General features: G+C 72.4%; 8 protein-coding genes. 3 read left to right on the top strand and 5 right to left on the bottom strand.

The window, feature by feature from the left end; genetic code table 11:
* The first annotated feature begins 87 nt into the window (after positions 1-87).
* Together MUB56_RS19635 and MUB56_RS19640 are read left to right on the top strand one after the other, a co-directional pair.
* Positions 88-1,683, top strand: a complete 1,596-nt coding sequence (locus tag MUB56_RS19635; RefSeq protein ID WP_244928696.1) for an ATP-binding protein — start codon at positions 88-90, stop codon at positions 1,681-1,683.
* A 3-nt stretch (positions 1,684-1,686) separates the two neighbouring features.
* Positions 1,687-2,367 (top strand): response regulator, encoded by a 681-nt coding sequence (locus MUB56_RS19640; RefSeq protein WP_244928697.1) that lies wholly within the window; start codon positions 1,687-1,689, stop codon positions 2,365-2,367.
* Here the strand turns inward: MUB56_RS19640 and MUB56_RS19645 are convergent.
* Positions 2,349-4,124: a helix-turn-helix transcriptional regulator gene (locus tag MUB56_RS19645; protein ID WP_244928698.1), complete on the bottom strand. Its 1,776-nt coding sequence runs from the start codon at positions 4,122-4,124 to the stop codon at positions 2,349-2,351. The two genes, MUB56_RS19640 and MUB56_RS19645, sit on opposite strands and share 19 nt — an antisense overlap.
* Positions 4,121-6,820 (bottom strand): DNA translocase FtsK, encoded by a 2,700-nt coding sequence (locus MUB56_RS19650; RefSeq protein ID WP_244928699.1) that lies wholly within the window; start codon positions 6,818-6,820, stop codon positions 4,121-4,123. The genes MUB56_RS19645 and MUB56_RS19650 overlap by 4 nt, the downstream gene beginning before the upstream one ends.
* A 218-nt stretch (positions 6,821-7,038) precedes the next feature.
* Between MUB56_RS19650 and MUB56_RS19655 the strand changes: the two genes are divergently transcribed.
* On the top strand, positions 7,039-10,464 hold the full coding sequence (locus MUB56_RS19655; protein WP_244928700.1) for a M4 family metallopeptidase: 3,426 nt from the start codon (positions 7,039-7,041) through the stop codon (positions 10,462-10,464).
* A 15-nt stretch (positions 10,465-10,479) separates the two neighbouring features.
* Here the strand turns inward: MUB56_RS19655 and MUB56_RS19660 are convergent, their stop codons facing one another.
* Genes MUB56_RS19660 through dapA form a run of 3 tightly spaced genes read right to left on the bottom strand, consistent with a single transcriptional unit; the run spans position 10,480 to position 13,828 of the window.
* Positions 10,480-11,172: a hemerythrin domain-containing protein gene (locus tag MUB56_RS19660; RefSeq protein WP_244928701.1), complete on the bottom strand. Its 693-nt coding sequence runs from the start codon at positions 11,170-11,172 to the stop codon at positions 10,480-10,482.
* Positions 11,173-11,224: 52 nt separating this feature from the next.
* Positions 11,225-12,910: a ribonuclease J gene (locus MUB56_RS19665; protein WP_244928702.1), complete on the bottom strand. Its 1,686-nt coding sequence runs from the start codon at positions 12,908-12,910 to the stop codon at positions 11,225-11,227.
* Between the two features lie 9 nt (positions 12,911-12,919).
* Complete coding sequence (dapA, locus tag MUB56_RS19670; protein ID WP_244928703.1) at positions 12,920-13,828, bottom strand: 4-hydroxy-tetrahydrodipicolinate synthase; 909 nt, start codon at positions 13,826-13,828, stop codon at positions 12,920-12,922.
* Positions 13,829-13,979: the final 151 nt, after the last annotated feature.

Raw genomic sequence — 13,979 nt, forward strand, 5'->3', positions numbered from 1 at the left:
TGGTGACGAGCATCCCCACCAATGTGGTACCCGTCACGCTTCGGTAACCAAAGGAGGTTGTGGAACTTGTGGTCACGTGGCGCACGGGTGTCGCTCGCCGGTCAGTTCCTGGCCCTCCAGCTCGCCGTGCTGCTGGTCGTCCTCGTCGTGGTCAGCGTGTTCTCGGTCCGGCAGAACGACGCGGACTTCCGCGACCAGCGACGTGACCGGATGACCTCGGCGGCCGAGGCGGTCGCCAGCACGGCGGCCGTCCAGGACGGCCTGGAGGGCGAGCCGGACCGGATGGCGCTGGTGTTCTCGCTCCAGCAGCGGGCCGACGACGTCGGCGCGTCGGTGGCCTTCCTGACCGACACCGACGGCACCGTGCTCGTCAGCACCGATCCCACCCGCGAGGGCGAGGCGGTCGACCTCGGCGAGCAGGAGGTGGTCGGGCGCCGCTCGTTCGGCGAGACAGACGACCGCGGCGCACGGGCGATCGCCGTGTCGGTACCGGTGATCGCCAACAACAGCCCCGACGACGGGCCGCCGGCGGCGGGCACCCTCGTGGGCGGGGTGGTGATGCTGGAGACGTACCCGCCCCTGAGCGAACGGCTCGACAACGCCTTCGACGACCTGCTGATCTTCCTCGCCCTCGGCCTCGCGCTCGGCGGCGCGGGCTCGTGGCTGCTGTCGCGCCTCATCAAGCGCCGTACCCGTGGCCTGGAGCCGGCCGAGATCGCCGCGCTGGCCGACCAGCGCGAGGCGCTGCTGACCTCGATCAGGGAGGGGTTGGTCGCGATCAGCGCCGACGGCGTCGTCACGGTGCTCAGCGAGAGCGCCCGCGAGCTGCTCAACCTGCCCCCCGACGCGCAGGGCCGGCCGCTCGACGGTCTCGACCTCGAGCCGCGGGTCCGCGACCTGCTGGCCGGGAGCGACCAGGTGCAGGACGCCGTGCTGCTCGTCGACGGCCGACTCGTCGTGGTCAACCGCAACCCGGTCGAGGCCTCCGGGCGCTCCGCCGGGACGGTCGTGACGCTCCGCGACCGCACCGAGCTGCTCGCCATGCAGAGCGAGCTCAGCGCGCGCCAGGGCGTCACCGAGACGCTGCGCGCCCAGACCCACGAGTTCAGCAACCAGCTGCACACCATCTCCGGTCTGCTCCAGCTGCAGGAGTACGACGAGGCCGGCCGGCTGATCGGCACCCTGACCCGGCGCCGCGCCGAGATCAGCGACGCCGTCACCGGGATCGTCGAGGACCCGGCCGTCGCCGCCCTGCTCATCGCCAAGACCAGCCTCGCCGCCGAGCGTCGGGTCGAGCTCCGGCTCGACGAGGACAGCGCACTCCCCCGACTCGGTCCCGACCTGTCGGCCGACGTCGGCACGGTGCTGGGCAACCTCGTCGACAACGCCGTAGACGCGGTGGCCTCCACCGGGGAGCCCGGGAGCGTCGACGTCCGGCTGCTCGTGGACGGCGACGAGCTCGTCCTCCAGGTGGCCGACACCGGACCCGGCGTACCGACCGAGCAGGTGGCCTCGGTCTTCCGCCGCGGCTTCACCACCAAGCCGTCGGACGCCAGCGGCCGCGGGGTGGGGCTCGCCCTCGTTCAGGTCGTGTGCGAGCGCCGGGGCGGCTCCGTCTCGGTGCACAACGAGGACGGCGCGGTCTTCACCGCCCGGCTCCCGGCCGAGGACCTCCATGATTGAGCCATGACCGACGCTCGTAGCGACCTTCGCGTGCTCGTCGTCGACGACGACTTCATGGTCGCCTCGATCCACACCCGGTTCGTCGACCGCACGCCCGGCTTCGTCGTCGTCGGGCAGGCCGCCACCGGCGCGAGCGCGATCGCCGAGGTGCAGCGGCTCGCCCCGGACCTGGTGCTCCTCGACGTACACCTGCCGGACCTCAGCGGCATCGAGGTGCTGCGCCGGCTCCGCGGTGCCGGCAACGGCGTCGGGGTGATCGTGGTGACCGCGGCCCGGGAGGTCGACACGGTCCGGGCGGCCTCCGCCGGGGGTGCCGCGCACTACCTCGTCAAGCCGTTCGAGTACGACGATCTCGTCGCCCGCCTCGAGGCGTTCCGCCAGTCGCACGGCGCACTCGCCGGTTCGGAGGTGCCCGACCAGCACGACATCGACGCGGTCTTCGCGCCGGTGGGCCGCACCCGGGTCGCGCTCCCCAAGGGCCTGAGCCCGGAGACCGCCGCCCTGGTCCTCGCCGCCCTCGCGGACGGCGAGCTGTCAGCCGCCGAGTGTGCCGAGCGGGTCGGGGTCTCCCGGGTCAGCGCGCGGCGCTACCTGGAGCACTTCGTCGCCGAGGGCCGCTCCGCCGTCCGCCTGCAGTACGGCGGTGGCGGGCGGCCCGAGCGACGCTACCGGCGTACGACGTAGGTCTGGGTGGCGCGCTCGCCGGTCTGCCCGATCTTCTTCGGGTCGCCGTCGCCCAGCGCGACCACGAGCGAGCCGTCGGAGCTGGTGACCTTGATCGGCGTGACGACCTTCTTCAGGGTCTTCACCTGGCCGAAGGCCAGGTCGCCGGTGAAGACCAGCTGTCCGTCACCGTCGACCACCTTGACCGCCGCGCCGCCGCCGGCCGCGTCCAGCCGCAGCGAGGTGACCGAGCCGGTCGCGCTGCTGCTCAGCCCGGCCGAGCCGTCCAGCGGCGGCTCCTTGTCGAGCGCGACGGTCCCGTCCATGAACAGCCGGGCGACCGACCAGGCGAGCACCAGCACCATCACGGCCGCCACGAGCACCGACCAGCTCGGCCCGCCCCGGGTGCCGCGGATGCTGCCGCTGCCGGTCGCCAGCTCGGCCTCGAAGACCCGGCGGGCGTTCACGGGAGCGTCGGCGTACCGCTCCTCGTAGGTCGCGAGCAGCGGGGCCACGTCGATGCCGACGATCCGGGCCAGCGTCCGGAGGTGGCCGCGGGCGTAGAAGTCGCCGCCGCACGGCGCGAAGTCGTCGACCTCGATCGACTCGATCACGTGCGGACGGATCCGGGTGCGCTCCGCCAGCTGGTCCACGCTCAGCCGGAGCCGCTCGCGGGCCGCGGCCAGCTGCGGACCGATCACCGGGTCCGCGGCGGGCTCGGGCTCGACCGCCGAGTCATCAGCAATGGTGGTCCGAGTCGGCACCACTGGTGCTGACTCGGCGGGCACGGACTCCTCGACCAGGTCGACCCGGCCGGGGCGGCGCAGGGCACGCACCGCCGTGTGCTCGATGTCGTCCTCGTCCGCCGTCGCGAGGTCGCTGCGGACCTCGATGCGGGCGGCGGAGACCGGGTCGCGCAGCGGGGACGGCGTGGGTGTGCTGTCCTCCTGGGCGGCCACCTGCTCCTCGGAGATCGCCTCGTCCTCGGTCGGCCCGTCGGCCCGTCCCTCGGCAGGAGTACGCCGCAGCCGCGCCAGCCCGTTGATCGCGCCGGCCAGCCAGGGCCGCGGGTCGGGCAACCGCCGCTCCTCCACAACATCCCCGGCCTCGTCCTCCGCCGAGTCAGCAGAAGTGGCGGCGCGAGTCAGCACTACTGGTGCTGACTCGGCGGGTTCGGGCTCGGGCTCGGGCACCTCGGCCGGCTCCTCCGCCGACTCGGCGGACTCCGGCTCGTCGGCGTAGTCGTCGTACACCTCGACCACCTCGGCCGCACCCGCGGCGAGGGCGTCGAGGGCAGCGGTGAGGTCGTCACCGGCGCCGGTGACCCGGACCGAGAGCGACAGCGGCACGGACAGCGGCTCGCCCTCGACCGGGAAGACCTCCAGCCGGCCGTCGCGCAGCACGCTGGTGCGCGGCAGGTGCTCGAGCGCCTCGACGGCCTCCCACGGCATGCCGTGCCAGGCCCGGCCCTGCCGGACCCGCAGGCCCTGGGCGTCCGCGACCAGCAGCGGGGTCCGGGCGTCGACGAAGGCCTGCAGCCAGGCCGCCGCGACGACGCCCATGACCAGGCAGATGGCCCAGTCCAGCCAGGCGCCGGACCCGCTCGCGCGGGAGAGATAGAGGATCGCGACGACGGCCGCGGCGGCGCCGATGGCGCCGGCCAGGCCGGCGTTGCGGCGCACGGTCACCTCGGTGGCCGGGGCGGTGGCCTCGACCCGATCGGTGGTCTCGGTCTCGGTCTCGTGGTCGTGGTCGTGGTCGTGCAGCTGTTCGCTCACATCTCCCCCTGCAGGGTCGCGATGACGCCGTCGATCTCGTCGGGCTTGACCAGCACGTCGCGGGCCTTGGAGCCCTCGCTGGGTCCGACCACGCCGCGGCTCTCCATGATGTCCATCAACCGGCCGGCCTTGGCGAAGCCGACCCGCAGCTTGCGCTGCAGCATCGAGGTCGAGCCGAACTGGGTCGACACGACCAGCTCGACCGCCTGGATCACCAGGTCCAGGTCGTCGCCGATGTCGTCGTCGAGGTCGCGCTTGGACGCGGCCGGAGCCGTGACGTCCTCGCGGTAGGTCGGCTCCAGCTGGCCCTTGCAGTGCTTGACGACCTGGGCGATCTCCGCCTCGGTCACCCACGCCCCCTGCACCCGGATCGGCTTGGAGGCACCCATCGGCAGGAACAGCCCGTCGCCCTGGCCGACCAGCTTCTCCGCACCCGGCTGGTCCAGGATGACCCGGCTGTCGGTGACGGAGGAGGTGGCGAAGGCCAGCCGCGACGGCACGTTGGCCTTGATCAGGCCGGTGACCACGTCGACCGAGGGCCGCTGGGTCGCCAGCACCAGGTGGATGCCCGCCGCCCGCGCCAGCTGGGTGATCCGCACGATCGCGTCCTCGACGTCGCGCGGGGCGACCATCATCAGGTCGGCGAGCTCGTCGACGATCACCAGCAGGTACGGGTACGGCGACAGCACGCGCTCCGAGCCGGCCGGCAGCTCGACGGTGCCGGCCCGGACCGCCTTGTTGAAGTCGTCGATGTGGCGGAAGCCGAAGTTGGCCAGGTCGTCGTAGCGCAGGTCCATCTCGCGCACGACCCAGGCCAGCGCCTCGGCGGCCTTCTTGGGGTTGGTGATGATCGGGGTGATCAGGTGCGGGACGCCCTCGTAGGCGTTCAGCTCGACCCGCTTGGGGTCGACCATGATCATCCGCACCTCGTCGGGCGTGGAGCGCATCAGGACCGAGGTGATCATCGAGTTGATGAACGACGACTTGCCCGAGCCCGTGGCGCCGGCGACGAGCAGGTGCGGCATCTTGGCCAGGTTCGCGACCACGAAGCCGCCCTCGACGTCCTTGCCGAGCCCGGCGATCATCGGGTGGTGCGCCGACCGGGACGCGTTGGAGCGCAGCACGTCACCCAGGGAGACGATCTCCTTGTCGACGTTGGGGATCTCCACGCCGACCGCGGACTTGCCCGGGATCGGCGAGAGGATCCGCACGTCGGCGGAGGCCACCGCGTAGGCGATGTTCTTCTGGATGTTCATGATCTTCTCGACCTTGACGCCCGGGCCGAGCTCGACCTCGTAGCGCGTGACCGTCGGGCCGCGGGTGTAGCCGGTGACCTGGGCGTCGATGGTGAACTCGTCCATCACCTGCATCAGCCGGTCGACGACCGCGTCGCTGGCCTTCGACCTCGCCTTGTGCACCGAGCCGGGCTTGAGCACCTCGTCGGCCGGCAGCGAGTAGACGACGTCGCCGGAGAGAGCGAGCTGCTCGACCCGGGCGGGCAGCGGGGTGTGCGGCGGCGGCACCAGGTCGCCCTTGACCGCAGGACGCTCCGCGGTGTCGTCGGGGCCGCGGGTCGGGGGCAGGTCGAGGTCGACCTCGACCTCGACCTCGTCCTCCGCCTCGGGCGAGAAGAGGTCGACGCCGACGTCGTGCAGGTCGTCCTCCTCCAGCGCCACGTCGATCGCGTCCTTCTTGCGGCCGCGCTTGCGGGCCTCGCGGTCCTCCAGGACGGGCGTGTCGTACGCCGGGTCGCCGAGGTCGGGGTCGATCTCGTCGTCCTCGCCCTTGCGGCCCCGGGTGCGCACCGGGCGGGTCGGCTCGTCGTCGTAGTGCTCGCGGCCGAGCAGCCGGTCGCCGAGCTCGGCGAGCCGCTCGGGCACCTGGTAGAGCGGGGTCGCGGTGACGACGAGGACGCCGAAGAACGCGACCAGGGCCAGCAGCGGCACGACGACGTACGGCGTGCGGAGCAGGTCGAGCAGGACCGAGGAGACCACGAAGCCGATGGCTCCGCCGGCGTCCTGCAGCGGCCCGGTGTCGCCGTCGATCGGCTCGGGTGAGCCGTTGGCGACGTGCACGATGCCGAGCACGCCGAAGGCGACGGCCGTCCAGCCGATCACCTGACGCCCGACCGGGCCGTTCTGCTCGGGGTCGCGCAGGGTCCGCCAGCCGGTCCACACCAAGACGAGCGGGACGAACCAGCCGAGCTTGCCGACCGTGCCGGCGACCGCGGTGCGGGTGAAGCCCATGACGTCGCCGCCGGGCTGGAACCAGACCGCGGCCGCGACCACCAGGGCGATGCCGATGAGGAACAGGCCGGCGCCGTCTCGTCGGTGCGCCGGGTCGAGGTCTCGGGCACTGCGTCCGATGCCGCGAGCGGCCGCTCCGATGCCGTGCGCGACGGCGAGCCAGACCGCGACCAGGCCGCGGACGAGCCCGGTGAACAGTCGGGCGACCGGTCCGGGCCCGCTGCGCACCGCTCGGGGTGCCGGGCGCGAGGTCCGCCCCCGAGAGCTCTTCGCGGGGGCGCGCTTCGTGGGTCGCTTGGCCGGCTGCTTGCCGGTCCGCGACGAACTGGTGCGGCTGGTACTGGTACTCCGGGCACGGGTGCTCGAGCCGCTTCGTCCCGAGCCTCGCGACCCGGAAGTGGACGTGCTCTTGCTCCGCGACCCCGGCGGGGAAGACGTACGGGTCGCCATGCTCCCGACCCTAGGCGATCGTCACACCCGCCACAGGGACCCCACGAGTGACGGAGCGGCGTGTCGTCACTCGCGGCGGTCCGGCCCATCCCTCGCTGCGGGTCGCCTCACCCAAAAGTGTCGGATCCCCTGGACCGGAACCAGCACCTGTCCCTAGGGTTCGGCTGCGACGGGCCGGGCCGTCGGATCGATTTCGTCCACTCCGAGGGGTAGCAATCGTGAAGACCGTCCGGCAAGGGCTCAGCCTTGCGCTGCTGGGGGCCGGCCTCGTGGCCGTCCCCATGGCTCCGACCATCGCCGCTCCCGCCCCGGCCGAGCCCTCGATCGTGCCCTCGATCGTGCAGCGTCTGAAGGACGACGCCCATGGCTCGGTCCGCGTCGAGACCGAGCCGGCGACCGGCCGGGTCGGCTTCGCCCGGGCTCGCGACCTGCTCCCCTCGGTCGAGGCGACCTCGAGGACGTCCGCGGCCGCCAAGGCCTCGGCGTACCTCGACGAGTACGCCGCCGCGTTCGGCGCGCGCCGCGCCGAGCTGGAGCAGGGCGAGGTGCGCAGCACCACCGGCGGCTGGACGGTCGAGTACCACCAGTCCTACCGGGGCGTCCCGGTCTTCGGTGGGGAGCTCCGGGCCCACGTCGACGCCCAGGGCGACCTCACGGCGGTCAACGGCTTCGCCGTACCCGACCTCGACCTCTCCGTCACCCCGGTCCTCTCCCGCTCCGACGCCGCCGAGCGCGCCGTCGACCTGGTCCGGAACGCCCCGGTCGGCGACCGGGACGCCACTGCGGGGGCACCGGACCTGGAGGCCGTCAGCACCGAGCTGATGGTCTACCGGCTGGGCTCGACGCGCGGCGTCGAGGGCAGCCCGGTCCTCTCCTGGGTCGTCGAGGTGAGCAACCAGGACGACACCCGCGAGACGGTCATCCTCGACGCCCGCACCGGCAAGCCGGTGAACCGCTGGTCGATGATCGCCCACGCGCTCGACCGTGAGCTGTACGAGGCGCACGACAACGGCACGCGCGACGACTACAGCGACGACACCCGCACTCTGGAGTGGGAGGAGGGTGACCTCTTCCCCGCCGACCTCACCCAGGACCAGGAGAACGAGGTCCTGGGCGCCGGCGAGACGTACTGGCTGTTCAAGAACACCTTCGGCTACGACTCGTACGACGGCCTCGGCGCGAAGATGCTCACGGTCAACAACGATCCCCAGATCCAGTGCCCGAACGCCAGCTGGAACGGCATCTCCACCAACTACTGCTCGGGCGTCAGCTCCGACGACACGGTCGCGCACGAGTGGGGCCACGCCTACACCGAGTACACCTCCGAGCTCGTCTACCAGTGGCAGTCGGGGGCGATGAACGAGGCCTACTCCGACATCTGGGGCGAGACGGTCGACCTGCTCAACGACCGGATGGACGACCACGACCAGGCCCCGCGCGCCGAGGGCGGCTGCTCCGTCCACAGCCCGACCCTGATCACGGTCCAGATCACCGCGCCCGCGAGCGCCGCCGGCCCCTGCCGGGCGGTCGCGGCCTCCGACGGACCGACGTTCGCCGTCGACCCGATCACCCCCGAGGTCGTGGTCGGCGCCGACAGCGCCGCCAGCGGCAGCAGCACCGACGGCTGCTCCGGGTTCACCAACGCCGCCGCGATCGCCGGCAACTGGGTCTACGTCGACGAGAACCTCGGCCCGCTCGGCTGCAGCTACACCAGCCAGGGTCAGCGCGCCGCGGCCGCCGGCGCCGCCGGCATCATCGTCGGCTCCGACCCGACGTACGCGCCCTTCGACATGAACGAGGACACCTTCGACCTCCCGGCCCTGCAGGTCGACGCCGACTCGGGCGTCCGCTTCAAGACCGCCGGCACCAGCACCGTCCGGATCGCCGCGTCGACCGTGACCGACGACCCGTCGGGTCGCTGGCTCTCGGGCGAGGAGGACCCGGAGTTCGGCGGCGCGATCCGCGACCTGTGGAACCCCACCTGCTACGGCGACCCGGGCAAGGTCTCCGACGAGGAGTACGTCTGCTCCACCGACGACAGCGGGGGCGTCCACACCAACTCCGGGGTGGTCAACCACACCTTCGCCCTGATGGTCGACGGCAGCGCCTCCTCCAACGGCGTCGCGGTGCCGGCGATCGGGCTCGACCGGGCCGCCCACCTCTTCTGGCGGACCCAGACCGAGTACCTCACCCGGACCTCGACCTTCGCCGACCTGGCCGACGGCCTCGAGGCGTCCTGCGCCGACCTGACCGGGGAGGACATCAAGCAGCTGGCCATCGGGACCGGCACCACCGGCGGCGCCCAGGTCGCCGCGCCCCTCGCGGACCCGATCACCGCGTCCGACTGCACTGCCGTGGCCTCCGCCATCCGGGCGACCGAGCTGCGCGAAGAGCCGGTCCAGTGCGCCTTCGGGCCGATCCTCGACCCGGCGACCCCGGCGCTGTGCGGCGCGGGCTTCCGCACCGAGGTCGCGTTCGCCGAGGACTTCGAGGACGGTCTCGCCGGCTGGTCCCAGGACGTGGAGGTCGTCTACCCCGGCGCCACGGGCATCGCGTGGCGGGCCAACGCGTCGGCACCGGGTGCTCACCCGGGTGGCGTGGCCTTCGCGCCGACTCCCGCCGCCGGCAGCTGCCAGGGCGACGCGGACGACATCTCGAGCCGCAACGGGCCGATCAGTCCCGCGATCACCGTCCCGGCCGGCAGCTCACCGCGACTCTCCTTCGACCACTACGTGGCCACCGAGGTCCGGTGGGACGGCGGCAACGTGAAGGTCAGCGTCGGCGGCGCTCCCTACCAGATCGTCCCGGCGGCGGCGTACGTCTTCAACGCGCCGGGCGAGACGCTGGAGACCGCCGAGAAGAAGAACACCAACCCGATGGCGGGCCAGGTGGCCTTCACCGGCACCAACGGCAACGAGCCCGGCGGCTCGTGGGGCACCTCCATCGTCGACCTGAGCCGGATTCCCGGCGCCGGGCCCGGCGCCCAGGTGCGGTTCCGGTTCGACGTCGGCCGGGACGGCTGCACCGGCCTCGACGGCTGGTACGTCGACGACATCGAGGTCACGGTCTGCGTGGCGGAGGCCGACGCCGTGCGGGTCACGCACGCGCCCGAGCCGTCGACGTACGGTCGGCCGCACCGGCTGGACGTGGCGGTCGCCGGCCGGATACCGGCGGGGACGGTCACGGCCACCGAGGGCGGCCGGAGCCTCGGTACGGCGACGCTCAGCGCCGGCCGGGCGAGAATCGCGCTGCCGGCGAGCCTGGCGGTGGGCAGCCACCGGGTGACCGTCAGCTACCCGGGCGACAGCAGGAACGCCGCCGCCTCGAAGACGGTCACCGTCAAGGTCGCCAAGGCCACCTCGAGGACCGCGGCCTCCGCCCCGAAGCGCGTCGTGGCCGGCAGGCAGGTCCGGGTCCGGGCCCTGGTCACCGTGCCCGGGTCGGCGCGGCCGACCGGCCGGGTCGTCGTGACCCTGAGGGGCAAGAAGGTGGCGTCCGGCAGGGTCGACGGCAAGGGCCGGGTGAGCATCCGGGTCAGGCGGCTGCGGGTCGGCAGGCACACCCTCGTGGTGACCTACCCCGGCACCAGGTCGATCAGGGCCAGCAAGGACCGGGTGAGCGTCCTGGTGACCCGCAAGCGGTAGGGCGCGCCGGGGTCGTCAGCTCCAGTCGGCGTGGTTCTGCAACGTGAGCGCCGGCACCCGGGCCGCGGGCGTCCCCGCCCACAGCTCCCGGAACCGCCGGGCGTAGGCCCGTCGCAGCCCGTGCAGCACACGGGGTACGGCGGGCAGCCGGGCCAGCACCGCGGCGCGGGTCCCCGGGTCGGCGCCGTCGATCAGCCAGTGCACCTCCAGGGCCCGCTGCGCCGCGGTCGTCGTACCGGCCGTGCGGCCCTGGTGCCAGCGATGCCACTGCTCGTCCGTGAGGCTCCCGGCGGCGACGGGCACCAGCTCGGCCTCCTCCCGCTCCAGGTGCGGCAGCAGCACGGAGTCGAGACCGGTGAGCGCGGCCAGCAGCACCTCCCGGTCGGCCCCGTCGCGAAACTCCCGCGCCGCCTCCTCCAGCACCCCGACCGCGGGCGCGATCACCCCGTGCTCGGCGTCGACCGTCGCGACCAGCGGCGCCACCGCCGGGTCGTGGTCGACCACGAGGGGGTACAGCGCGGCCTCGGCCTCGTGATGGCGGTGCAGGGCACCCATCAGCCACAGCACGTGCTCGCCGAGCGCCGTCCGTCGGCTGTCCCCGGCGCCGCCGGCGACGACGATCCGGGTCCGGGCCAGGTCACGCCGGAAGGCCGCGTGGGCTGTGCCGATCATCGAGGGATCGGCCGCTGGTGCTGCCTCGGTCACCATGGCCCCGAGTCTCGGGTCCCGAGGTCGAGCCCCGCGAGCGATTACGTCACGATCAGGCTTCGATGACGACCGGGATGATCATCGGACGACGACGGTGGGCGCTGTTCACCCAGCGACCCACGACCCGGCGCACCGTCTGCTGGAGCTGGTAGGCGTCGGTGTTGCCCTCCGCGATCGCCCGGTCGAGCGCGTCGATGATCGGCTGCTTGATCTCGTCGAACGTCGCGTCGTCCAGCGCGTTGCCGCGGGCGTGGATCTCCGGGCCCGCGGCGACCTTCCCGCTGACGGAGTCGACCACGACGATGATCGAGATGAAGCCCTCCTCCCCCAGGATCCGACGGTCCTTGAGGTCGGACTCGGTGACGTCGCCGACCGAGGACCCGTCGACGAACACGTTGCCGCACTCGACCTTGCCGACGATCTTCGCGATCCCGTCCACCAGGTCGACGACCACGCCGTCCTCGGCGATCACGACGTTCTCGACGCCGGTCGCCCGGGCCAGGTCGGCGTTGGCCAGCAGGTGCCGGATCTCGCCGTGCACCGGCAGCACGTTGCGCGGCTGCACGATGTTGTAGCAGTAGAGCAGCTCGCCGGCGCTCGCGTGGCCCGAGACGTGCACCATCGCGTTGCCCTTGTGGACCACCTTCGCGCCCCAGCGGGCCAGGCCGTTGATGACGCGGTAGACGGCGTTCTCGTTGCCGGGGATCAGGCTCGAGGCGAGCAGGACGGTGTCGCCCTCCTCGATGTGCACGAAGTTGTGGTTGCGCTGGGCGATCCGGCTCAGCGCGCTCATCGGCTCGCCCTGCGAACCGGTCGAGATCAGCACCACCCGCTCGGGCGGCAGCGTCGCCAGCTCCTTGGCCTCCACCAGCACACCCTCGGGCACCTTCAGGTAGCCCAGGTCGCGGGCGATGGCCATGTTGCGGACCATCGAGCGGCCGACGTACGCGACCTTGCGTCGGTGCGCGACGGCGGCGTCGAGGATCTGCTGGACCCGGTGCACGTGCGAGGCGAAGCAGGCCACGATGACGCGTTGGTTGGACTCGCGGAACACCTGGTCGATGACCGGGGTGATCTTCTTCTCCGACGGGGTGAAGCCCGGCGTCTCGGCGTTGGTCGAGTCGGTCAGGAAGAGGTCGACGCCCTCGTCCCCCAGCCGCGCGAACGCGCGCAGGTCGGTGATCCGGCCGTCCAGCGGCAGCTGGTCCATCTTGAAGTCACCGGTGTGCAGCACCAGGCCGGCACCCGTGCGGATCGCGACCGCGAGCGCGTCGGGGATGGAGTGGTTGACCGCGATGAACTCCAGCTCGAAGGGGCCGAACGTCAGCCGGTCGCCCTCCTTGACCTGGTGGTGCACGGTCTCGCGCAGCCGGTGCTCACGCAGCTTGCTGTCGAGCAGCGCGAGGGTGAGCCGGGAGCCGACCAGCGGGATGTCCTGACGCTCGCGGAGGAGGTACGGCGTAGCGCCGATGTGGTCCTCGTGACCGTGGGTGAGCACCAGCGCCTCGACGTCGTCGAGGCGGTCCCGGATCGAGCTCCAGTCCGGGAGGATCAGGTCGACGCCCGGCTGGTGGTCCTCGGGGAAGAGCACGCCGCAGTCGACGATCAGGATGCGGCCGTCGTACTCGAAGGCGGTCATGTTGCGGCCGACCTCGCCGAGCCCGCCGAATGCGGTGACCCGGAGCCCTCCTTCCGGCAGTGCGGGCGGCGCGGAGAGCTCAGGATGCGGGTGACTCATGAAGGTCCTTTACAGCAGGTCGGCGGCCGCAAGCCCCGCTCGCAGCGCCGCGACCTCAGCGTCGTCCAGCGCCACCAGCGGTGAGCGGACGTTGCGGTTGTCGAGCACACCGAGAAGCTGGAGACCGGCCTTGGCAGTAGTCGCTCCGTAGTTGGCGACGCCCATGACGGCGTCGATCGCGGGGAGCAGCCGCGTGAAGATCTGGAGGGCGGCGGCAGGGTCGCCGGCCCAGTAGGAGTCCGCCATGGCCCGGAGCTGGTCGCCCGCGACGTGACCGACGACGCTGACGAACCCGACGGCGCCGTGTGCCAGCCAGGCGAGGTTGGCCTCGTCGTCGCCGGAGTAGACGGCGTACCCGAGCTCGCGGATGCGGATCCCGCGCGCGAAGTCGCCCACGGCGTCCTTGACCGCGACGATCTCGTCCCAGGCGATCGCCTGCTCGTAGGTCTCCAGCGCGATCGTCGAGCCGGTGCGCCCCGGGACGTCGTACAACATGACGGGGAGCTCGGCCGCGTCCACCACCTGGCGGAAGTGGCCGAGGATGCCCCGCTGGCCGGGCTTGTTGTAGTACGGCGTCACGAGCAGCACGCCGTCGGCGCCGTTCTTACGGGCCTGCTGGGCCAGCGCGATCGAGGTGCGGGTGTCGTTGGTGCCGACGCCCGCCACGATCTTGGTGCCGGAGCCGACCGCGTCGCGGACCGCCGCGAGGATGTCGCCGTCCTCCTCGGGGGTCGTCGTCGGCGACTCACCCGTGGTGCCGGACACGACCAGACCGTCGTGGCCGTGCGCCACGAGGTGCTGCGCGACCTTCACGGTGCCGTCGAGGTCCAGGGAACCGTCGTCGTGGAAGGCGGTGGCCATCGCCGTCAGCACGTGGCCGAACGGCGCCGCGGGCGCAGAAGTGGTGCCGGACGTCATGGGAGTCAGGCTATCCCTCCCCCCTCCCCCACCACCGCATCCACCCACCTCGACAGCCTCTGTGGACGTCTCCGTGACGCTTCTTGAGGCGCCGCCCGACTCCCGGTGGTTGAGCAGGTCGCGCTCGCGACCGTGTCGAAACCCGGTGAGC

Origin of the sequence: Nocardioides sp. W7, from assembly GCF_022919075.1 — a bacterium.
GTDB lineage: Bacteria > Actinomycetota > Actinomycetes > Propionibacteriales > Nocardioidaceae > Nocardioides.